This is a genomic window from Streptomyces sp. NPDC057543, assembly GCF_042801895.1.
Classification (GTDB): Bacteria; Actinomycetota; Actinomycetes; order Streptomycetales; family Streptomycetaceae; genus Streptomyces.
The window spans coordinates 1-21,272 of record NZ_JBHVFF010000017.1; the positions used below are offsets into that span (position 1 = coordinate 1).

18 protein-coding genes and 2 pseudogenes are annotated in these 21,272 nt (G+C 72.1%); 8 read left to right on the plus strand and 12 right to left on the minus strand.

What is annotated here, in order from left to right; translation table 11 throughout:
- Positions 1-339 precede the first annotated feature (339 nt).
- Positions 340-1,185, plus strand: a complete 846-nt coding sequence (locus tag ACFU8Q_RS05305; protein WP_384448027.1) for a hypothetical protein — start codon at positions 340-342, stop codon at positions 1,183-1,185.
- Here ACFU8Q_RS05305 and ACFU8Q_RS05310 read toward each other — a convergent pair.
- On the minus strand, positions 1,166-2,575 hold the full coding sequence (locus tag ACFU8Q_RS05310) for an ATP-binding protein (protein WP_384448030.1): 1,410 nt from the start codon (positions 2,573-2,575) through the stop codon (positions 1,166-1,168). The genes ACFU8Q_RS05305 and ACFU8Q_RS05310 overlap by 20 nt on opposite strands.
- Positions 2,575-3,249, minus strand: a complete 675-nt coding sequence (locus ACFU8Q_RS05315; protein ID WP_384448033.1) for a response regulator transcription factor — start codon at positions 3,247-3,249, stop codon at positions 2,575-2,577. Before ACFU8Q_RS05315 ends, ACFU8Q_RS05310 begins: the two co-directional genes overlap by 1 nt.
- A 133-nt stretch (positions 3,250-3,382) precedes the next feature.
- Between ACFU8Q_RS05315 and ACFU8Q_RS05320 the strand changes: the two genes are divergently transcribed.
- Together ACFU8Q_RS05320 and ACFU8Q_RS05325 are read left to right on the plus strand one after the other, a co-directional pair.
- On the plus strand, positions 3,383-4,069 hold the full coding sequence (locus tag ACFU8Q_RS05320) for a response regulator transcription factor (protein ID WP_384448036.1): 687 nt from the start codon (positions 3,383-3,385) through the stop codon (positions 4,067-4,069).
- 134 nt (positions 4,070-4,203) lie between these two features.
- Positions 4,204-5,619 (plus strand): sensor histidine kinase, encoded by a 1,416-nt coding sequence (locus ACFU8Q_RS05325; RefSeq protein WP_384448039.1) that lies wholly within the window; start codon positions 4,204-4,206, stop codon positions 5,617-5,619.
- Here the strand turns inward: ACFU8Q_RS05325 and ACFU8Q_RS05330 are convergent.
- The 4 genes from ACFU8Q_RS05330 to ACFU8Q_RS05345 are packed head-to-tail and all read right to left on the minus strand — an operon-like array spanning position 5,605 to position 10,236.
- Positions 5,605-8,241, minus strand: coding sequence for an FtsX-like permease family protein (locus ACFU8Q_RS05330; protein ID WP_384448042.1), 2,637 nt, complete (start codon positions 8,239-8,241; stop codon positions 5,605-5,607). The genes ACFU8Q_RS05325 and ACFU8Q_RS05330 overlap by 15 nt on opposite strands.
- A complete protein-coding gene (locus ACFU8Q_RS05335) occupies positions 8,238-8,963 on the minus strand; it encodes an ABC transporter ATP-binding protein (RefSeq protein WP_384448045.1) in 726 nt (241 codons plus the stop codon). Before ACFU8Q_RS05335 ends, ACFU8Q_RS05330 begins: the two co-directional genes overlap by 4 nt.
- The gene (locus ACFU8Q_RS05340) at positions 8,960-9,628 is read right to left on the minus strand and encodes an ABC transporter ATP-binding protein (protein ID WP_384448135.1); all 669 of its coding nucleotides are present in this window, start codon (positions 9,626-9,628) and stop codon (positions 8,960-8,962) included. The genes ACFU8Q_RS05335 and ACFU8Q_RS05340 overlap by 4 nt, the downstream gene beginning before the upstream one ends.
- The gene (locus ACFU8Q_RS05345) at positions 9,625-10,236 is read right to left on the minus strand and encodes a hypothetical protein (protein ID WP_384448048.1); all 612 of its coding nucleotides are present in this window, start codon (positions 10,234-10,236) and stop codon (positions 9,625-9,627) included. The genes ACFU8Q_RS05340 and ACFU8Q_RS05345 overlap by 4 nt, the downstream gene beginning before the upstream one ends.
- Positions 10,237-10,377: 141 nt before the next feature.
- Between ACFU8Q_RS05345 and ACFU8Q_RS05350 the strand changes: the two are divergent.
- Positions 10,378-10,752 (plus strand): annotated as a pseudogene (locus ACFU8Q_RS05350) (Uma2 family endonuclease); the annotation flags it as partial.
- A gap of 61 nt (positions 10,753-10,813) precedes the next feature.
- On the opposite strand, the gene ACFU8Q_RS05355 reads toward ACFU8Q_RS05350, so the two are convergent.
- The 3 genes from ACFU8Q_RS05355 to ACFU8Q_RS05365 all read right to left on the minus strand — a co-directional run bounded on the left by ACFU8Q_RS05355 (position 10,814) and on the right by ACFU8Q_RS05365 (position 14,402).
- The gene (locus tag ACFU8Q_RS05355; RefSeq protein WP_384448051.1) at positions 10,814-12,382 is read right to left on the minus strand and encodes a PTS transporter subunit EIIC; all 1,569 of its coding nucleotides are present in this window, start codon (positions 12,380-12,382) and stop codon (positions 10,814-10,816) included.
- Positions 12,383-12,429: 47 nt separating this feature from the next.
- A complete protein-coding gene (murQ, locus tag ACFU8Q_RS05360; protein WP_384448053.1) occupies positions 12,430-13,395 on the minus strand; it encodes an N-acetylmuramic acid 6-phosphate etherase in 966 nt (321 codons plus the stop codon).
- Positions 13,396-13,484: 89 nt separating this feature from the next.
- Positions 13,485-14,402, minus strand: coding sequence for a MurR/RpiR family transcriptional regulator (locus ACFU8Q_RS05365; RefSeq protein WP_114245853.1), 918 nt, complete (start codon positions 14,400-14,402; stop codon positions 13,485-13,487).
- Positions 14,403-14,523: 121 nt separating this feature from the next.
- On the opposite strand from ACFU8Q_RS05365, the gene ACFU8Q_RS05370 reads away from it, so the two are divergent.
- Together ACFU8Q_RS05370 and ACFU8Q_RS05375 are read left to right on the plus strand one after the other, a co-directional pair.
- Positions 14,524-14,892, plus strand: a complete 369-nt coding sequence (locus ACFU8Q_RS05370) for a hypothetical protein (protein ID WP_384448057.1) — start codon at positions 14,524-14,526, stop codon at positions 14,890-14,892.
- Complete coding sequence (locus tag ACFU8Q_RS05375) at positions 14,889-15,164, plus strand: DUF4031 domain-containing protein (RefSeq protein ID WP_384448059.1); 276 nt, start codon at positions 14,889-14,891, stop codon at positions 15,162-15,164. The genes ACFU8Q_RS05370 and ACFU8Q_RS05375 overlap by 4 nt, the downstream gene beginning before the upstream one ends.
- A 243-nt stretch (positions 15,165-15,407) precedes the next feature.
- Here the strand turns inward: ACFU8Q_RS05375 and ACFU8Q_RS05380 are convergent, their stop codons facing one another.
- On the minus strand, positions 15,408-16,649 hold the full coding sequence (locus ACFU8Q_RS05380) for a Cmx/CmrA family chloramphenicol efflux MFS transporter (RefSeq protein WP_384448061.1): 1,242 nt from the start codon (positions 16,647-16,649) through the stop codon (positions 15,408-15,410).
- 84 nt (positions 16,650-16,733) lie between these two features.
- Entirely contained in the window at positions 16,734-17,405 is a 672-nt protein-coding gene (locus tag ACFU8Q_RS05385; protein WP_384448063.1) for a hypothetical protein, read from the minus strand.
- A 488-nt stretch (positions 17,406-17,893) separates the two neighbouring features.
- Between ACFU8Q_RS05385 and ACFU8Q_RS05390 the strand changes: the two are divergent.
- Positions 17,894-18,049 (plus strand): annotated as a pseudogene (locus ACFU8Q_RS05390) (hypothetical protein); the annotation flags it as partial.
- On the opposite strand, the gene ACFU8Q_RS05395 reads toward ACFU8Q_RS05390, so the two are convergent.
- On the minus strand, positions 18,036-20,315 hold the full coding sequence (locus ACFU8Q_RS05395) for a heavy metal translocating P-type ATPase (protein WP_384448066.1): 2,280 nt from the start codon (positions 20,313-20,315) through the stop codon (positions 18,036-18,038). The pseudogene ACFU8Q_RS05390 and the gene ACFU8Q_RS05395 overlap by 14 nt on opposite strands.
- Before the next feature lie 259 nt (positions 20,316-20,574).
- On the opposite strand from ACFU8Q_RS05395, the gene ACFU8Q_RS05400 reads away from it, so the two are divergent.
- Positions 20,575-21,264, plus strand: coding sequence for a copper homeostasis protein CutC (locus ACFU8Q_RS05400; RefSeq protein WP_384448069.1), 690 nt, complete (start codon positions 20,575-20,577; stop codon positions 21,262-21,264).
- Positions 21,265-21,272 lie beyond the last annotated feature (8 nt).

Genomic DNA, 21,272 nt, shown 5'->3' on the forward strand with positions numbered 1-21,272 from the left:
CCGCCGCGCCGGGCCACGTCGCCATAGGACCAGCCCTGCTGCTCCAGCCGGCTCTTCACCAATTCCTGCAGTGCATTGGCCACGCGAGGGATTCTCTCCAGTCAGCGAAGGGTTGACGCGTACGGGCGAGGCCGAGTCTATCCCGGACGAACGTGAAAGGGCGTTCTCGGAATCCGAGAACGCCAAGGTCAGCGACCTGATCGCGCATGCGCCGCCAGGGACTCGAACCCCGGACCCGCTGATATTGAGAGTCAGCTGCTCGGCCACTGATCGACAAGCAGGTCGGGTGCCGTGCGCAGTCAGGAAAATTTCAGGGAGGCCCTGCCAGCGTGCCGTTCCATGACAACCGACACGACTGACACATATACGCCGGGCACGCGCTCCCGGGCGCGGCAGATGCTGAACAAGGTCCCGGAAGTGACCCTCTACTTCTGGGTGATCAAGGTGCTGTGCACCACCGTGGGCGAGACCGCGGCCGACCTGCTCAACGCCAATCTGGGCATGGGGCTGACCAACACCTCGTACCTGATGAGTGCGCTGCTGGTCGTGACCCTGTTCTTCCAGTTCCGGGCGCGTGCGTATGTGCCGGGCCTGTACTGGCTGACCGTGGTCCTGATCAGCGTCGTCGGTACGCTGATCAGCGACAACCTGACCGACAACCTCGGGGTTCCGCTCCAGACCACGACCGTGGTGTTCGCGGTGGCGCTCGCCGTCACGTTCGTCGCCTGGTACGCGAGCGAGCGGACGCTGTCCATCCACTCGATCCGGACGACGCGCCGTGAGGCGTTCTACTGGCTGGCGATCCTGTTCACGTTCGCGCTGGGTACGTCCGCGGGCGACCTCACGGCGGAGAAGCTGAACCTGGGGTACTGGCTCTCCGCGGTCGTGTTCGCCGCGCTGATCGCGGCCGTGGCGCTCGCGCACCGCACGCTGGACTTCAACGCGGTGTGGTCGTTCTGGATCGCGTACGTCCTGACCAGGCCGCTCGGCGCCTCGCTGGGCGACTACCTGTCGCAGCCCACGGCGGACGGCGGGCTGGGGCTGGGCACGGTCGGTACCAGCATCCTGTTCCTCGTCGTCATCCTCGGCCTGGTCGTCTTCCTGACCCGGACCCGGCGCGATGTGGCGCAGGACGGTGCCGTCGAGACGGCCGGCGCGCGGGGAGTCAGCCCGCGGGAAGGGTGACGACGAAGCGTGCGCCGGGGGCCGCGGCGTCCAGCGCGATGTCGCCGCCCGCGGCCCTGGCCAGTCGGCGGGCCAGGGCCAGACCGAGCCCCGCGCCGTCGTGTCCGTCCTCGGGGCGGGCGCGGCGGCCGGGTTCGAAGAGCGAGGCGACGAAGTCCTCGGGGACCCCGGGGCCGTCGTCGGACACGTACACCGTGACCTCGCCCGCGCTCGCCGCGCAGGTGAGGGTGATCGAGTGGGCGGCGTAGCGGCGGGCGTTGTCCAGGAGCGGCGTCAGGATGCGCTCGGCGACGTCCTGCGAGACGCCGATGCTCACGTCGGGGGGCGGTGTGCCGGGTGGTGATGTGTTGGGCGGTGGTGTGCTGTATGCCGCGACGGTCACCGGCGGGGCCGCGGGAAACAGGGTCGCGTTGCGTTCTGCCAGGCCGTGCGCGACGTCGGCGAAGCGGGAGCGGCCAGGGGTCTGCGCGTTGCGGGTACGGACCTCCGAGAGCAGTGAGTCGCAGATCTGCTGCATGGTCGCGGCGGCACCCGCGATGGCCTCCAGGGAGGTCTCCCGCTCCTGCTCGGAGCGCGGGCGTCCGGTCAGCCACTCGGTTTCGGCGGCGATGCGGGCGAGCGGGGTGCGCAGTTCGTGGGAGAGCTCGGCGGCCTGCTGCTGCTCGTGGCGCAGGACGGCGGCCAGCCGGTCCAGCAGGGCGTCCAGGCTGGTCGCGAACGCGGCGAGTTCGGCCGGCCGGTCCTCGGCACCGAACCGTTCGGGGGCGCCCGCGGCGCTCCACCGGTTCGCCTGCTCGCTCATCGACGTAACGGGGCGCAGGGCCCGTCGTACGACGAGGCGGGTCAGCAGATAGATGGTGGCGAGCAGGAGCACGGCCAGTGCGATCGAACCGACCAGGGCGGTGTCCGCCGTACTGCGGTACGGGTCGAGGCTCACGGAGCTGACGACGGTGCCGGCCTGCGTGGGCGGGTGCCCCGGCCGGGCGGGGGTGTCGACGGGGAACGCGTACAGCCGCCACGACCCGGGGCCCTCGGTGTCGGCGAACGTCTCGCGCCGCCCCGCGAGCCGGGCCGCCCGGGTCTCCAGGCCGGCGGGTGCGGTGGGCGGCTTCTCGACCACCGTGCCGCCCTGGAAGATCCAGACCCCTACGTCCAGGGCCCGGTCCTCGGTCGGCTCCCGGACGACGAGCCGGCCGTCGGGGCGCACGTCCACCGTCGCCGCCACGGCCTCGGCGCGGGTGCGCAGGACGTCGTCGGCCTGTCCGTGGAGCCGGTTGTCGAGGGCGATGTTGAAGACGATGGTCAGGACGCCGACCCACAGCGCACTGGCGGCGAGGGCCATCAGGGCGAGGCGGCCGCGAAGGGTGCGGGGGGTGAAGTAGCGGTTCATCAGCCGAAGCGGTAGCCGATCCCGCGGACGGTGCTGATGGTCTGCGGGCTGTCCGCCTCGCGGAGCTTGCGGCGCAGCCGGGTCAGGTACTGGTCCAGGGTGTTGTCGCTGACCTGCGCCCCCTCCGGCCAGCCCGCCCGCAGCAGAGCCCGGCGGCGCACCACGCTCCCGGGGCCGGACATCAGGCACGCGAGCAGGCGGAATTCGGTCGGCGTCAGGGCCACGGGCCGGCCGTGGACCGTCAGCTCGTGCTTCATCGGGTTCAGCCGCATCGCGCCCGCGCTGTCGGCGAGGGCGCTGTCGTGGTGACCGGTGCGGTTCAGGACCGCACGGACACGGGCTGCGAGCTCGCTGAGGTGGAACGGCTTCACCAGGTAGTCGTCGCCGCCCGAGGCGAAACCGGAGAGCCGGTCGGTGAGATTGCCGTGGGCGGTCAGGAAGATCACCGGGACGGTGACCCCCGCACCGCGCATCGCCTGGCACACGTCGCGCCCGTCGGAGTCGGGCAGCCCCACGTCGAGCACGACCGCGTGCACCGACTCGTCGACGGTCTTCAGGGCGGTGGCGCCGTCGACGGCGGTCACGACGTCGAAGTCCTCGTCGCGCAGGCCACGAGCCAGGACATCGCGCAGGCCGTGGTCGTCCTCGACGACGAGAATGCGTGCAGCGGTCACCCGGCCAGTATTACCCGGTCCGCACGCGCGTTCAGGTTCTGTTCAGGTGGCGTGCGACACCATCGGGGCGTGGCCGGGGCGGAGCAGTATGTGCGGACGGACCGGCGCCGCCCGGTCGCGGTAGCGTGACGGGGTGGCGCACATCGTGGTCATCGAGGACGACCCGGCGATCGGCAGCCGGCTGGTCGCCACCCTGCGGGTGCTGGGCCACGACAGCCAGTGGTGCCCCGACGGGGCGAGCGCCCTCGCCGTCACGGAGCGGCGGCCCGCCGCCGATCTCTTCCTCGTCGATCTGGGGCTGCCGGACATCGACGGTTTCGAACTCTGCCGCAGACTCCGTGAGCGGGCGCCGGACGCCGTGCTGGTCGTGCTGACCGCACGTACGGCGGAGATGGATGTCATCCAGGCGCTGGAGTGCGGTGCCGACGACTACCTGACCAAGCCGTTCCGGCTCGCCGAACTCCAGGCCCGGGTCACCGCCCATCTGCGGCGCGCGGCGCCCCACACGAACGGCAGTGCACCTCATCTCCGTGTCGGGGCGCTGGTGATCGACCGGTCGGCGCGACGCTGCACCACCCCGACCGGCGAGGTGGAACTCAGGCCCCGCGAGTTCGACCTGCTGGTGCGGCTCGCGGTCCACCCGGGGCAGGCGGTGAGCCGGGAGGATCTGATGAGCGACGTGTGGGACGAGAATTGGTTCGGCCCCACCAAGACCCTCGACGTCCATGTGGCCGCCCTCCGCCGCAAGCTCGGTGACCAGGTGCGCATCACGACGCTGCGGCAGTTCGGGTACCGGCTGGAGGAATCCACCGGGCCGTGACCGCAGCGGGGTCATGAGAAGCGGTGGCCGTAGTCGGGTCATGAGAAGCCGTGACCGAGGCCCGGTCGTGAGAAGCCGTGACCGTAGTCCGGTCATGAGCGTGACCGTAGTCCGGTCATGAGAAGGGGCGTGCCGTGCGTCGTCGCATTCTGAGAGCGACCGTTCTCGCCGTGGCGTGCGCGGTGCTGCTCTTCGCGTTGCCGCTCGGTTACGCGGCGCTGCGGCTGTACCAGCAGGACGAGGAGCGGGAGGCGCAGTCGCTGGGCGAACAGGTCGCACTCAGCCTGCCCGAGCGGATCACCGCCACGGGCGACCCGATCGAGCTGCCGCCCGTCGAGTCCGGTACGGACATCGCGGTGTACGGGACGGGCGCCCACCGCGTCCTCGGGACGGGTCCGGGCGCGGGTGATGCCCCGGTACGGGAGGCGGAGGAGGGCCGGGTCGTCACCCGGCAGATCGGCGGCAGCCTGGTCGTGGCCGTTCCCGTGGGGGGATCGGAGCAGGTGCGGGCGGTCGTACGGGTCGCCTCACCGGCCTCCGAGCCCTTGCGGCGGGCCGCGCTGACCTGGGCCGGGATGCTGGCGCCGGCGGCGGTCGCGGTGGGTGGGGGCGCCCTGCTGGCCGTGCGGTCGAGCAGGCGGCTGGCCCGCCCGCTGGAGGAGCTGGCCGGGGTCGCCCGGGAGATGGAGGGCGGCGATCTGACGGCCAGGGCGGAGCCGTCCGGGCTTCCGGAGCCGGACGCGGTCGGCCATGCGCTGGCGCGGGCCGCTGCCCGTGTCGATGAACTCCTGCGCCGGGAGCGGGCGTTCAGTGCGGACGCCTCGCATCAGCTGCGTACGGCACTGACCGGCGTACGACTGGAACTGGAGATGTCCCTCGCGGCCGGTCCGAACGCAGACGTTTCGGACACTGATGTGGTGGAGGGCGGTGCGGATGCCGGTGCGGGTGCCGGGTCACGTGCGGCCGTCCGCTCGGCCCTGGCGCAGCTCGAACGCATGGAAACCACCCTGGACGATCTGCTCGCCCTCGCCAGGGACATACCCGAACGGGCGCCGCTCGACCTCGCGGCCCTGCTCGCCCGTGCCCAGGAGGACTGGCACGGGCCGCTCGCCGCACAGGGGCGGCGTCTGAAGATCATGGTCGACGACGCACTGCCGCAAGCGCTCGGCTCGCGGCGGGCCGCCCGCCAGATCCTCGACGTACTGCTCTCCAACGCGGCGACGCACGGTCGGGGCACGGTGACCGTGCACGCGAAGGCGACGGCCGGGGTCGTCGCCGTCGGTGTCGAGGACGAGGGGGACGGCATCCCGGAAGCGGGTACGGACGGTGTCTTCGAGCGGCGGGGCGGTGAGGGAGGCCGCTCGGGCGGTGATGCCGCGCAGGGTGGACCGGCCGCCGGAAGCCATGGGATCGGACTCGCGCTGGCCCGGTCACTGGCCGAGGCCGAGGGCGGGAGGCTGTTCGTCTCCCGGCCCCGGCCCCGGCCCCGGTTCACCTGGCTCCTGGCGGCGTCACCGGTGGAGGAGCAAGAAACCTCACAGCTCCCGTAGTTCGGTCAGCGGAGGTCTGCGTGCGTGCCGCGCCGCCGCCCAGGCCGCCGCCGCCAGCGTGGCCGCGGTGACTCCGGCCAGCGCGATGAGATACGCCCACGGCACCGCGACCTGGTCCGGGGGCGGGTCGAAGACCCCGGAGAGCACCTTCACCAGCATCTGCGACAGGGCCCATCCCACGACCGCACCGGCCGCGCCACCCGCCACCGCGACCAGCGCCGCCTCGCTCCACACGAACCCGGACAGTTGCCGGCCCCTGGCCCCCAGCACCGAGGCCAGCGCCAGCGTGCGACGCCGTTCGGCCAGGCCCAGGGCCAGGACGAGACCGCCCGCCGCCGCACCGATCACCAGGGCGAAGCCCAGCTCGACCCGGGTGAGTCCGGCGAGATCGACCGCGGTCAGGCTGGAGCCGACGACGGCCTGCGACGACGGCAGATCCGTGACATGGGCGCTCGGGCCCAACGCCTTCTTCGCCAGGTCCGCCACCTGGCGCTGGCCGGTGCCCCCGGTGTCGGCGAGCAGTGTCCCGGCGGCGCCGCTGCCCGTCGTACGCGCGATGTACGAGGCGTTGGCGATCAGGAAGCTGTCCTTCGGGGCGGTCGGGAACTCCTTGACGACACCCTGGAAGTGGAAGGGGATCGTACGCAGTTGACCGGTCCGCGCGTCGGTCAGGCGCAGCCGCACCTGATCGCCGGGGTGCAACTGGAAGTCGTGCGCCGTCTCCGCGCTGACCAGCAGCCCGTCCGGGCGCTGGGCCAGGCGGTCCATCAGGGACCGTGCGGTGCCGCCGGAGAAATAGGCGTCCTGGAGCCGCCCCGCCGACACGATGCTCGCGGGCCGTACCCCGTACAGATCCTGCAAGTCGGCGCCCACATAGGCGAACCGGTGCTGGAGCGGTTCCACATGCCGTACCCTCGGCACCGCCGCCAGCTTCGCGGTGTCCGCCGCGGAAAGGGTCGGCTGGGTGACCGTGACATCGGCTCCATTGGTCAACACCGCGTCCACCGCTGCCTGTTGGCGGTACGTGGAGTTGAAGACGCCGGTCGACACGGCGAACGCGCAGGCCAGTGCCAGCAGCACCACCGAGCGGACCACGGTGCCGCGCTGCCGGGACAGGCCGGCCGCGACCGTGCCGGACAGGACCCCGGCCGCCGGGCGGAACAGCCGGGCGAGGACCGGCCTGCCACGGCGCAGCAGCAGATCCACCAGCAGCCACGCCACCACCGCGCCGCCCGCCCACAGCAGCGCCGGACCGGCGAACGCCCAGTAGTCGACCGACAGGGTCGGGGTGCCTTCGGGCGCCAGGACCAGGGCGTAGTTGGTGCCGCTCGTGGCGCGGAAGACGGCCAGCGAACCGGCGAGCAGGCCGAGTCCCAGCACCCACCACGCGGTACGCGGCACCGTGCGCCGCTCGACCGCGGTGCGCCCCGAGGCGATCGTGGCCCGGCGGGCGTCGTAGCGGGCGGGCACCAGCACGGTCGCCGCCGCGACGAGGGCGCCGACGACGCACGCAATCAGCATCCAGGACAGCGGAATGCCCGTGCCGTGGAAGGCCCAGCGGTCCACCAGCGTGGCCAGCCCCAGACCACCGGCCGCGCCGAGCACCGCGACCACGGCCGCCTCCACACCGGCCAGGCCCATCAGCCGGCCGACGGTCGCACCGCGCGTCCGCAGCAGCGCCTGCTCCTTGCGGCGACGGCCCGCACCGGACTGGGCGACCGCCCAGGTCAGGGCCGCGGCCAGCACAGCCCCGGGCACGCCGAGGAAGAGGAACAGCAACTGTGCGTACAGGGCGTCGGACCGGGCGGCGTCCAGGACCGAACCGAGATTATCGCCGACCAGGCCGGTACCGGCGAGCCGCACCTCGGCGTGGTGTGCGTTGCCGGTGGCCGTGGCGTACGCGGCGGCCGGGTCGGACGGCAGGGAGTGGGTGCGCAGGGTGTGGATCTGCGACTGCACCAGGTCGGGGCGGGCCGAGGCGAGCGGACCGAAGACGGAGTCCCAGGTCTGCCGGGGCATCAGGACGACATTGTCCGGCGGCGCGGAGGGCTGCGACTGGGGCGGGGCGCCCACCTTCTGGAACAACGAGTCCGCGAACGGCAGATCGACCACACCGGCCACCTTCACCGGCACGGGCGGCAGCCCGCCCGCCCGCTCGATGGTGACGGTGTCACCGGGGGCCGCGTGCAGATTGGCGGCGGTCTGCTGGGCGAGGAGCACGCCCTGCTCCCGGCCGGCCAGCAGCCGGATCTCGCCGGGGAACGTGGCGGCGTAACCGGGAGGCAGACCGAGGACCGAACCCGCGCCGGTGTTCTGTGTCGTTCCGCCGGTGTGCGCGCCCAGACCACCGGTTCTTGCGTACCCGACCGGCAGGGCCGCCCTGGTGCCGGGCAGGTCCCGTACGGTGGAGAGCACGTGCTGTGCGTCCGCGCCGGTGGTCACCTCCACCTGCCAGTCCACGGACACCGAACGCACCGACTGGGACGTCATGGTGGCGCGGGTCGTGGACAGGAAACCGCCGAGCGCCGCGAGCAGCGCGACGGCGACCATGACACCGAGCGCCGTCCCGATCAGGCGTCCGCTGCGCACCCGCAGCAGGCCCGCGAGCCAGATTCCGATCATCGCAACTCACGTTCCCGGTCGGGGGTTTCGGGCTGTACGAGACGGCCGTCGGCCATGTACCAGCGCTCGTCGAGGGCGCCCGCCACCCGGGCGTCATGGGTGGTGATCAGGACGGCCGCGTCGAGCGAGTCGGCGGCCGACAGCAGCACCTCCAGCACGTGCCGGGCGGTCTCGCGGTCGAGCTGGCCGGTCGGCTCGTCGGCCAGGATCAGCCGCGGCCGGCGGGCCAGCATCCGGGCGACCGCGACGCGTTGCGCCTGACCCGCGGACATCTCGTCCGGGAGTTTGGCGGCCAGCGTGCCGAGCTCCAGCTCGGCCAGGGCGGCGGACGCCCGGTCGGCGACCTCGTCCGCCGTGAGGCCGTCGATGAGCAGGGGCAGGGAGACGTTCTCCAGGGCGGTGAGCGGCGGCAGCAGGCTGGGCCCCTGGAAGACGACCCCGATGTCCCGGGCCTGCAGGATGTCCGCGCCGCCTTCGGGGTCCGTGGTCAGCCCGGGGTGGTCGACCGTACCGGCCGTGGGCCGGTCGAGGGCCGCCATCAGATGCAGCAGGGTCGACTTGCCGGAGCCGGAGGGGCCGACCACGGCGATCCGCGCACCGGTGGGGACGACGCAGTTCGCCCCGTGCACGGCGACGACGGCGTTCGACCCCGAGCCGTAGGTGCGGGCCGCGTCCACACAGACGACGAGCGGCTTCTCGGACATGGGACCGGCGCCGGTCATCGCACCCACCTCCCGTCACGCAGCCGGAGCACCCGGTCGGCGACGGCGGCCACCGCGCGCGAGTGGGTGACCAGGACCATCGCCGTGCCCGCACGCGCGCGTTCGCGCAGCAGCGCCAGGACGCGGCGCTCCGTCTCCCCGTCGACCTCGCCGGTCAGCTCGTCCGCCAGCAGGACGGCCGGGTTGTTGGCCAGCGCGACGGCCAGCCCGGCGCGGGCGGCTTCACCGCCCGACAGCTGCCGGGGCAGTGCGCCCGCCCGGGGGGCGATGCCGACGTCCCGGAGCAGCTCGTGCACTTCGGGGCGGTCCGTGCCGCAAGAAATTCCCTGCACCAGCCGGATGTTGTCGCGGACGGTGAGGTGATCCAGCAGGTTGCCGGACTGGAACAACACGCCGATGAAGCGGGCACGGAGCCGGCTGCGCAGGTGTTCTTGCTGGTGGGAGAGGCGTTCACCGGCGACGTGCACGGTGCCGCCGTCGGGTTCGTCGAGTCCGGCCAGACAGCTCAGCAACGTGGTCTTCCCGGAACCGGAGGGACCGGTCACCGCGACGATCTCGCCATTGTCGACCTGGAGTCCCACGCCCTGGAGCGCGAACGTCTCCTCCTCGCCCGCGCGGAAGAACCGGTACAGGGAATCGGCGGTGAGCCGGGGCGCGGTCATCATGCCCACCGGAAGGAGTCCGTCACGATCTGCCAGGGATCGACGTTGTCGGCTCCCACGGCACCGGACAGGGTCAGCACAACCTGGGTGCCGTTCTGCCAGAACGCGTACCGCTCGACATCCTGGCGGACGCTCTTCCCGGTCACCTGGTCGGGCGCCGAGTCGGCCCGGTAGGTGGCCAGCACGGCGGTTCCGCCCGAGCGCTTCACTGTGCCGACCTTCTCCACCGTGACGTTCTTCGCGCTGCGCCCGACGGCCGGCAGATCGACCGAGCGGACCGACTGGACCGTAGGCGCCTTGTCCGCCGGACTCCGGTCGATCCGGACGCTGTTGAACTTGTCGCTGAACACCGTGGCCCCGCCCACCTGCTGACGGGCCCACCCCTCGGGCACCTTCACCGTGTAGCCGCCACCGGACGGCGACCACGCGACGTACACCTGGTCGTCGGGGATGTCACCGGCCGGATTCACCTCCTTCGGAGGCGCGACCGTGGTGGAGGACGACGAGTGCGAGGAACCGGACGAACCGGAGGAGGAAGAAGAGGAGGAACAGGCCGTGGCCCCGGTGACGACCACAAGGCCGGTCACCACCGCTGACAAGGTACGACGCATGGGGAACACCTCTGCGCGAGCGAAGGAGCCGACCGGAATGCCGCCTCCGCTCCGACGCTAGAAACCCACCGGCCAGCGCCGTGGGTGTCGAGGGTTAGCGGGGGGTTAACGCCGGGAGGGTGTCCGGGTGTGGCCCATCGCCTCGGCGTCCACGTTGCGCCCCTCGACAGGCTCTACGTCCCCGATCCGGTCATCGTGGAGTGCGAACTGATCATGGCCGCCGACCCGGAGACCAGCGATCCGACGGACGCGTCGGACGCGCTGCTCATCGTCGAGATCACGGCGAAGGGAAATGCTCGGGACGACCGGACGAAGAAGTAGCGCGCCTATGCGCGCGCGGGCGTACCCATGTACCTGTTGATCGACCGGTTCGACACGCGTGGCGCGATGGCCACCCTGTTCACCGAGCCGAACGAGGACGGGACGTACAAGCACTCCGACCCGGTGCCGTTCGGGAAGCCGCTCACGCTGCCGCAGCCGTTCGGGACGACGCTCACCGAGGAGTTCCCGGTCTGAGAGGGCATGGAAGTGGGCGGCACCCGGCCTTCGGGGTGCTGCCCACTTCCATGTGCCGGGGTCAGACCCCCGCCGGTTCCTTCGCCGGGGTGCCGGGGCCGGCCGTCGGTGCGGCCGGGCTGCCCGTGACGGGGACCGCGGAGGCCGCCGGTTCCCGGGAGACGTTGAACTCCGTCAGCAGGTCCTTGCTGAAGCCGAAGAAGTACGTCGCGAGGAATCCGGCGAAGTAGCCGACCAGCAGTCCGCCGCCGTAGATCGCGATCGTGGTGCCCAGGCCGTGGTTGCCGTCGAGGAGGGGGAACAGGGCCCAACCGGACGGGCCGATCGCCGTGGAGCCGACCTTGTCGCCGAGCTGGTTGAACAGGCCGATGAAGCCGCCACCGAACGCACCGCCCACGCACGCCGTGATGAACGGGCGGCCCAGCGGGAGGCTGACGCCGTAGATCAGCGGTTCGCCGACGCCCAGCAGACCGGCCGGGAGTGCGGACTTGATCGTCCGGCGGATCGACTCGTTGCGGGGGAGACGGAAGTAGACGGCCGCGGCCGCACCGACCTGGCCGGCGCCCGCCATCGCGAGGATCGGGAGCAGGACCGTGTAGCCCTGCTGCTCGATCAGTGTGGTGTGGATCGGGATGAGCGCCTGGTGCAGGCCCAGCATCACCAGGGGCAGGAAGAGACCGCCGAGCACGAAGCCCGCTCCCGCGCCGCCGTTGGAGAGCAGCCAGTCGGCGAACGTACCGATGGCGGTGGAGACCTCACCGGCCACGTACATCAGGCCGAAGATCGTCACCAGACCGGAGACCAGGACCGTGAGCGTCGGCGTGACCAGCACGTCCAGGGCCTCGGGCACCCAGCGGCGGCACCACTTCTCCACGTACACCGCCAGCACCGCCGCGCCCAGCGCACCCAGCACGCCGCCCTGGCCGGGGGAGAGCTTCTGGCCGAACGCCTCGATGTTCGCGACCCCCGGGAAGACGATGATCGCGGCGACCGCACCGCCCAGGATCGGCGTACCGCCGAACTCCTTCGCCGTGTTGAAACCGACGAACACGGCGATCAGCGCCATGAATCCGGACGCCATCGCGGCCAGCGCGGGCGTGACCGAGGTCAGCCAGCCGAGGTTCACCAGCAGGCCGTTGAGACCGGCGATGATGCCGCAGCCGATGAGTGCCGGGATCAGCGGGACGAAGATGTTCGCGATCCGGCGCAGGAACAGCTTGAACGGGGTGGCGTTCTTCGCCTTCCGCGCCGCCTTTATCGCTGCGCCCTGGGCGGCCAGCTCGTCCGCCGAAGCGGCGGGGGAGGGCGAGGGGGTCGGGGAAGCGGCGGGGGAAGCGGGGGCGGTCGCCGGTTCGGGGGCCGCTGCCCTGCCCTCTTCCACCAGCTGCTCGAACTCCGGGGTGACCCGGGCCACGGTGCCCGGGCCGAGGACGATCTGGTACGTGTCGTCCTCGACCACGCCCATGACTGCGGGCACCGCCTTCAGGGCCTCGTCGTCGACGAGCGAGCGGTCGTGCAGCCCCAGCCGGAGCCGGGTCATGCAGTGGGCGATGGAGCTGACGTTCGCGGCGCCACCGACGAGCGGAAGGATCGCGGCGGCGGTGGCGCGGTTCTTGTCTTCTGTTGCCATGGTGCGTGGTGCCTTGCTGTGCGGGGGTACGGGGTGGAGCCGGAGGGTCAGGTGGTGCGGGGGGCGGCGGCGAGGGCGGCGCGGAGGTGGCCGCCGGACGCGGTCAGCAGGGTGGCGGCGGTGGGGCCGTCGACCTGGCCGAGGATGGTGAGGATGGCGTTCTTCACCTCGCCGTCGGTCGCGGCGAGCGCGGCCTCGATCTCCTCGTCGGACGCCCCGGTGGCGAGCGCGACGATCCGGCGGGAGCGGGCGCGCAGCTTCTCGTTGGAGGCACGGACGTCGACCATCAGGTTCCCGTACGTCTTGCCGAGCCGGATCATCGTGATGGTCGAGAGCATGTTGAGGACGAGCTTCTGGGCCGTGCCCGCCTTGAGCCGGGTGGAGCCGGTGAGCAGCTCCGGGCCGACGACGACCTCGATGCCGTGCTCGGCCGCGGCGCCCAGGGCGGAGTTCGCGTTGCAGGACAGCCCGATGGTCAGCGCGCCCTTGGCACGGGCGTGTTCGACGGCCCCGATCGCGTACGGCGTACGGCCGGAGGCGGAGATGCCGACCACGGTGTCGTCCGCGGTGAGGTCCAGCGCGTCGAGGTCGGCGGCGGCCAGCTCCTTGCTGTCCTCGGCGCCTTCGACGGCCTTGACCATCGCGGACGGGCCGCCCGCGATCAGGCCGACGACCTCGGCGGGGTCGGTGTTGAAGGTGGGCGGGCACTCGCTGGCGTCCAGTACGCCGAGCCGGCCCGCGGTGCCGGCGCCCGCGTAGATCAGCCGGCCACCGCGGGCCATGCGTTCCGCGGTGCCGTCGATCGCGGCGGCGATCTCGGGCAGCCGGGCGCCGACCGCGGCCGGGACGGACCGGTCCTCGCCGTTCATGATCCGGGCTATCTCAAGGGTGTCCAGGCGGTCGATCTCGGCGAGCTCGGGCCGGAACGCCTCGGTGGTGAGCGTTTCGAGCTGGGCGCGCAGCTCCCCGTATCCGTCGGGGGTGGTGGTGTCGGCGTCGGGGGTGGAGGTCATGGAGAGCGGCTCTGCTTTCTCGGTTGCGTACTCGTACGGCTCTGCGGGTGGGGGTGCGGGTGCGGGGTGGAGGTCGGTTCGGGGCGGGGTCAGCGGGGGCGTGGGGTGTGGCGGTGGGCCAGCGCCTCGTAGGAGGCGGCGAGCGCCGGTGCGGCCGTTTCGTATGTGCGCTGCGCCACGCCTATGAACAGGCAGTCGACGACGAGCAGTTGGCTCGTACGGCTCGACATGGCGGCGGGCCGCAGCTCGCTCTCCCGAGCGGTGGACGTGGTCAGCACGTGGTCGGCGTACTGCGTCACGGGGCCGTCGGGGCGGCCGGTGATCGCGATCGTCGTCGCACCGCGGTCGAAGGCGACCCGCAGCGGCTCGATGACGTCGACGGTGGAGCCGGAGTGCGTGATCGCGATGGCGACATCGCCGGAGCGGAGCTGCACGGCGTTGGTCACCGCGAGGTGCGGGTCCGTGTGGGAGTGCGCGATCAGGCCGATACGGGCCAGCTTCTGCGCCAGGTCCTGGCCGACGAGGGAGGAGGCGCCCACGCCGTAGATGTCGATGCGCCGGGCGGTGGCGGCGGCGGCCACCGCGGCGCCGAGCTGGACGGTGTCGAGCCCGGCGGCCGTGTCGGCGAGGGTCTGCTGCTCGTCGTAGGCCAGCTTGGCGACCACATCGGCGATCGGGTCGTCGACCGCTATGTCCGCAGTGACGGAGGGAGCCCGGCCCGACTGCTGGTGCGCGGCGAGCCCTGCGAGGGCGAGGCGCAGATCGCGGTAGCCGGGGTAGCCGAGGAGGCGGGCCGTGCGGACCACGGTCGCCTCGCTCGTGCCGGTGAGCTCGGCGAGACCGGTGACCGTGAGGGCGGCGCAGCCGGCGGGGTCACCGGCGACGGCCTCGGCGACGCGCTGCATGGAGCGGGTCATGGACGGCGCGAGCGTACGCACCTTGGCCGCGAGAGCCGCCGGGGCGGGCGGGGAATCAGCGCTGAAACTTTCCTTCAGGTCATTGGTCACATTTGAAAGATATTTTCAACCCTGTGGCCCGTCAACCCCCCTTTGGTCCCTACCTCTGACAGCGCGGAAAGGGCGGGGGCGGGCGCGAGAGGCGGGTTCGTGGGCGGGTGACAATGGGCCCATGGAGATGAACCCCCTGGAACAGGCGTTGCACACGGCCCGCGCGCTGGTCATGGCCGATCTCGCCGCCGGTGACGTCGCCGATGCCGGGATCGTCTCGCTGGTCGAGGACGCGGTGACCCACCGCCGCTGGTGGGTCGAACAGTGGCCCGACGGTGTCTCGTTCGTCGTCGGTCTCGTCGCGCAGGACGTGCAGGACGCGTTGCTCGAACGGCACGGACGCTGGCCGCTCTGCCCGGTCTGCGACGCGGGCGACCCGCACGCCCTGGACGTCGAACCGGAACTGGGCCCGGACCCGCACTGGGTCTGCACCAAGGCCGCCGTGGCCGTCGCGCCGGTCGGTGCGCTGAGCGGGATACTGCGGCGGTGACGGTCTACATCGACCCGCCGGACTGGCCGGGGCACGGGCGGCTCTGGTCGCATCTGGTGAGCGATGTGTCCTTCGACGAGCTGCACGCCTTCGCGGCTTCCATCGGCTGTCCGCCCCGCGCGTTCGAGCGGGACCACTACGACGTACCGGAATCGCGGTACGAGGACGCGGTACGGGCCGGGGCGCGGCAGATCGGTTCGAAGGAACTCGTCCGCCGGATCACGGAGGCGGGGCTGCGGCGGCCGAAGGGGCGTCCGGCCCCCCGGAGCTGAGGGGCCGCACACACCGGCAGCGCCGGCCCGGATGAGCCGGACGGTACGCATGCCGGCCCGGACGAGCCGGACGGCACCGACCATCCGCCGGATCACGGAGGCGGGGCTGCGGCGGCCGAAGGGGCGTCCGGCCCCCCCCGGAGCTGAGGGGCCGCACACACCGGCAGCGCCGACCCGGACGAGTCGGACGGTACGCATGCCGGCCCGGACGAGTCGGACGGCACCGGCCAACCGCCGGATCGGTCAGACGACGGGGGCGCCCACCTCCGCCGCCTTCGCGGACGTCACGGACGCCCCCGACAACGCAGCAGCCGGCGCCCCGGTCACCCGGCGCGACCTGCCCCCGCCCTGCAGCCGCAGCGAGAACACCACGGCCACCAACGCCAGCACCGTCATCGCCGCCCCCGCCCACGCGGTCGCCCCGAAACCGAAGTCCGCGTCGATCACCGTGCCGCCCAGCCAGGGGCCGCCCGTGTTGCCCAGGTTGAACGCGGCCGTCGTCGTCGCGCCGGCCAGTGTCGGGGCGGCGCCCGCGACATTGAACATCCGGGCGTTCAGCGCCGGGGCCGTGTAGAACGCCGACAGGCCCAGCAGGAACGAGAGCCCGACCGCCGCGACCTGGTTCGACGCGAACAGCGCCAGCGCGACCAGGAAGACGGTCGAGGCCGTGATACCGCTCATCAGCACCCCGAAGAGATGCGCGTCCGCGACCCGGCCGCCGATCGTCGTACCGACCAGCGCACCGATCCCGAACAGTGCGAGCACTGTCGGCACCCAGCCCGAGTCCAGCCCGGCGACATCCGTCAGCAGCGGCGCCAGGTAGCTGAACGCGCAGAAGACACCGCCCGCGGCGAGCGCCGTGATGACGATCGACAGCCACACCTGCCGGTCCCGGTAGATGCCCATCTCCTGCTTGAGCCGCGGCTTCTGCTCCGGCAGCGGAATGCGCGGAATCAGTGTGGTCACCCCGACCAGTGCCACGGCTGACGCCGCACCCACGGCCCAGAACGCCGACCGCCAGCCGAGGTTCTCACCGAGGAACGCACCCAGGGGCACGCCCAGCACATTGGCGATCGACAGACCGCCGATCATCACGGCCATCGCACGAGCCCGCGCGTTCACCGGCACCATCGCGATGGCGACCGCGGCCCCCACCGCCCAGAACCCGGCACAGGCGAAGGCGCTCACGACACGGGAGGCGAAGAGCACCTCGTACGTCGGAGCCAGCGCGCCCGCGACCTGACCGAGGCCGAAGACGGAGATCAGGCCGATGAGTGTGGTGCGGCGCGGCAGCCGGAGCGTGGCCACGGCGAGCAGCGGGGCGCCGATCACCATGCCGATCGCGAAGGCGGATATGAGAAGTCCGGCACGGGGGATCGACACGTTCATGTCGTCGGCGATGGGCGGCAACAGCCCGGAGAGCATGAACTCGCTCGTACCGAGAGCGAAGACCGAGAGACCCAGGATGTAGACGGCAAGGGGCATGCGAGGGCGGCGAGCGGCAGAGTCGGACACGACAGCTGCCAACAGCGATCACGGACCTCGCATTCCCCGCTGCCGCAGGTCGGGTCAGTGGCTGAGCAGCTCCCATTCGGTCAGCAGGTTCTGCCGCGCCCTCGGCTCCCAATGATCCGCCCCGTGCGGCGTACGGAACAGCCGTGGCAGCCCGAGGAGTTGACGCAGCACCGTCGCCCGCCCCTCCCGGAACGCGTCGTCGGGCACGAAGCCGTACTCCTCGCGCACCTGCGCCGCGTATGCCGCGTACTCCCTCGGGGTCGCCGCCAGGATCGCCAGATCCGCGTCGCACAGCACCTCGCCGTTGGCGTCGCCCTCCGCCGGATCGTGGGTGACCGTGAGCCGGACGAGCCGGGCGACCTCGGCCGTGACACCGGCCGGTACGCCTGCCTCCGGCAGGGCACGCTCGGCGAGTGCGGCGCTGCGTTCCTCGTTCTCGGACCGGTCGGGCCGGTAGACCGCGTCGTGGAACCAGGCGGCGAGGCGTACGGCATCCGCGTCGGCCGCGTACCCGGCGAGCGTGTCGATGTGATCGAGCACCGCGGTCAGGTGCGCGATGGTGTGGTACCGCCGCTGCGACTCGGCCCAGCGCGTCAGCAGGTTGTCGGCGTACGGCGCCGGATCGGGACCGGACGCCCCGCCCCGGGCACCGAGGAGCGCCTCCTGCCAGCGGTCACGGAGAGCGGCGGCCCCCGGGTCACTGCTTTCGCGCGAGCTGTCAGTCATGGGACGACCCTAAGGGCTGTCCCGTAGTCCCTGGCGGGCGCACGACGACAGCTACGGCACCTCGCCCGCGTTGTCGGAACGCACGAATACAGCCAGTATGCGAGCGCCCCTCCGCCTTGCGATGCACCGCATCCGACGCCGCGCGCTGATCCACCAGGGATTACGGGACGGCCCCTAGCCGGGGAATCCTCCCGGTATCCGGGGCTCCGCGTCAGGAGCCGGACGGTCGCCCGGCGGGTGGGTGGGGGTGCTTACGAACCTGACACTTCGGGTCGTGAGCCTCACGTTCACGCCTCGGGGGTACCCCCGAGGCCGGAGACGGAGAGTGCGGGCCGGCGGCGCGCGGCCGGGCATTTCGCTCGTGAGGTGGTGCGTGCCACGGCCACGCCCTCCTGGTGGTCGACGTACTCACCGGTCAGCCCGAACCCCGGCAGCTGGGCGTGCAGCCGGGGCCACCGCTGTCACGCCGCCATGCGCAGCCGCAGCACCCGGTGGTGTTCCTCGACGACCATCCGACGACCGGGGGCTGCCCGGTCGTCGGTGGCGTGCGTGAAACCGCACTCGCGGGCGCGGCACAGGCGGTGCCGGGAACGCGGGTGCGGTTTCGCGAGGGCGGGCCGAGAATCGGTCCTACGCGGCCTTGAACCCCCGCAGCCGCAGCGAGTTGCCGACGACGAAGACCGACGAGAACGCCATCGCCGCGCCCGCGATCATCGGGTTCAGCAGCCCGGCCGCGGCGAGCGGGAGGGCGGCCACGTTGTAGGCGAAGGCCCAGAACAGGTTCGTACGGATGGTTCCGAGGGTCCTCCGCGACAACCGGATGGCGTCCGCCGCGGCCCGCAGGTCGCCGCGGACCAGCGTCAGGTCACCGGCCTCGATCGCGGCGTCCGTGCCCGTGCCCATCGCCAGGCCCAGGTCGGCCTGGGCGAGGGCGGCCGCGTCGTTGACCCCGTCACCGACCATGGCGACCGAACGGCCCTCGGCCTGGAGGCCCTTGACGACGTCGACCTTGTCCTCCGGCATGACCTCCGCGTACACCTTCTCGATCCCGACCTCGGCCGCGACCGCCTCGGCCACCGCCCGGTTGTCGCCGGTCAGCAGGATCGGGGTCAGGCCGAGGGCCCGCAGCCGCTCGATGGCCTCCGCGCTGGTGTCCTTCACCGCGTCGGCGACGACGAGCACCGCCCGCGCCTCGCCGTCCCAGGCGACCGCGATGGCCGTCCGCCCGGCGGCCTCCGCCTCGGCCTTGTGCCGGGCCAGCTCCACCGGCAGGTGGATCTCCCACTCGGCGAGCAGCTGCTCACGGCCGACGAGGACGGCGTGGCCCTCGACGACCCCCTGGACGCCGAGGCCCGCGACGTTGGTGAAGTCCTCGGGGGTGGGCAGGTCGGCACCGGTGCGTTCGGCGGCTCCGGCGGCGACGGCGTGGGCGATGGGGTGCTCGGAGGAGTGTTCCAGGGCGCCCGCGAGCCGCAGTACATCGTCCTCGTCGGTGCCGTTCGCCGTGTGCACGTCCAGCAGGGTCATCCGGCCGGTGGTGACCGTGCCGGTCTTGTCGAGGACGATCGTGTCGACGCGGCGCGTGGTCTCCAGGACCTCGGGGCCCTTGATCAGGATGCCGAGCTGGGCGCCGCGCCCCGTACCGACCATGAGGGCGGTCGGGGTGGCGAGGCCCAGGGCGCAGGGGCAGGCGATGATCAGCACGGCTACGGCGGCGGTGAACGCGGCCGTCAGGCCCGCGCCGTTGCCGAGCCAGAAGCCGAGCGTGCCGAGCGCGAGGGCGATGACGACGGGGACGAAGACGGCGGAGATCCGGTCCGCGAGACGCTGGGCCGCCGCCTTGCCGTTCTGCGCGTCCTCGACGAGCTTCGCCATCCGGGCCAGCTGGGTGTCGGCGCCGATCCGGGTCGCTTCGACGACGAGCCGGCCGCCCGCGTTGAGCGTGGCCCCGGTGACGGAGTCGCCGACGCCGACCTCCACGGGCACGGACTCGCCGGTGAGCATGGACGCGTCCACGGCCGACGCGCCCTCCACGACGGTGCCGTCCGTGGCGATCTTCTCGCCGGGGCGGACCAGGAACCGGTCTGCGACCTGGAGGTCGGCCGTCGGCACGATCACCTCACGGCCGTCGCGCAGCACGGTCACCTCCTTGGCCCCGAGCTCCAGGAGCGCCTTGAGGGCGGCGCCCGCCTTCCGCTTGGAACGGGCCTCGAAGTAGCGCCCGGCGAGGATGAAGGCAGTGACTCCGGCGGCGGCCTCCAGATAGATGTTCCCCGCGCCGTCGCTCCGCCCGATGGTCAGCTCGAAGGGGTGCGTCATGCCGGTCATCCCGGCGGTGCCGAAGAACAGCGCCCACACCGACCACAGGAACGCCGCCGAGGTGCCGACCGAGATCAGCGTGTCCATCGTCGCCGCGCCGTGCCTGGCGTTGGTCCAGGCGGCGCGGTGGAAGGGCCACGCGGCATACGTGACGACGGGGGCCGTCAGGGTCAGCGAGAGCCACTGCCAGTAGTCGAACTGGAGTGCCGGGACCATCGACATCGCGATCACCGGCACGGCGAGCACCACGGCGGTGAGCAGCCGCTGCCGCAGGGGCCGCAGCTCGTCGGTCTCCGCGGCCCCGGGGTCTTCGCCCTCGACGGTTGCCGGGGGCGCGGGCTCGTGCGCGGTGTAGCCGGTCTTCTCGACGGTGGTGATCAGGTCCTGTACGGAGACGTCCTCGCCCCGGTAGCTGACCTTGGCCTTCTCGGTGGCGTAATTGACGGTGGCCTCGACGCCGTCCATCCGGTTGAGCTTCTTCTCGATACGGGCCGCGCAGGAGGCGCAGGTCATGCCGCCGATCGCGAGCTCGACCTCTGCGGTGGTGCCGGTACCGGTGCCGGTACCGGTTGTGGCGGTTTGCGCGGACACGGTGTCCTCCCTGGCGGAGTCGTTATACCCCTAGGGGGTATGTCTTGCAGGTTCAGGTATACCCCCCACCCCTATAAAACGCAAGGGTGAATATGGCATCGGGGTCCGGGGCGTGCGTGTCCGTCCGGCGCTCGCTCACCGGAAGCGCGTCTGACCTCACGTATCTTCACGTCACATTGAGGCTGCGCCTCCGGCCGACCGCCCCGTAGGCTGGTCATTGGACTAGACCTATTGCCGCTTCCTGGAGGATTGGGATCACATGAGCAACCGTGCAGTCCTGGAGGTGATCGCTCTCGACGCGGAGGACGCGGTCGCTGCCCAGGCGGGTGGTGCGGACCGGCTTGAGCTGGTCACCGACATGGCGGCGGACGGCCTGACCCCGTCCCGCGCGACCTTCGCGGAGATCCGGGCGGCGGTGGACATTCCACTGCGCGTGATGCTCAGGCTGGAGGACGGCTTCGCCGCAGGCGACATCGACGAACTCGTCGCCAGGGCGCGCGAGCTGCGGGCGGCGGGCGCCGAGGAGTTCGTCATGGGCTTCCTGGACGCCGAGGGCCACCCGGACCTGGTCGCCGTCGAACGGCTCGTCGCCGAGCTGGACGGCTGCCGCTGGACCTTCCACCGCGCGATCGACCGGGCCGCGGACCGGGACGCCCTGCGCAAGCGACTGGCGGACATGCCCGGCCTGGACACGTACCTCACCGCGGGTTCGCCCAAGGGCGTCGACGACGGCATCCCGACCCTGCTCGCCGAGGCGGCCCGCACGGGCGAGCCCGGCTACGAGCCGCGGATCCTGGTGGGCGGCGGACTCCGCCTGGACCACCTGCCGGAGCTGCTGGACGCGGGCATCGACGCGGTGCACATCGGTGGCGCGGCCCGCCCGCACGGCTGGTCGGGACCGGTGGACGTGGCGGCGGTACGGGAATGGCGCGCGGTCCTCGACGGGTAGCGGTGCTC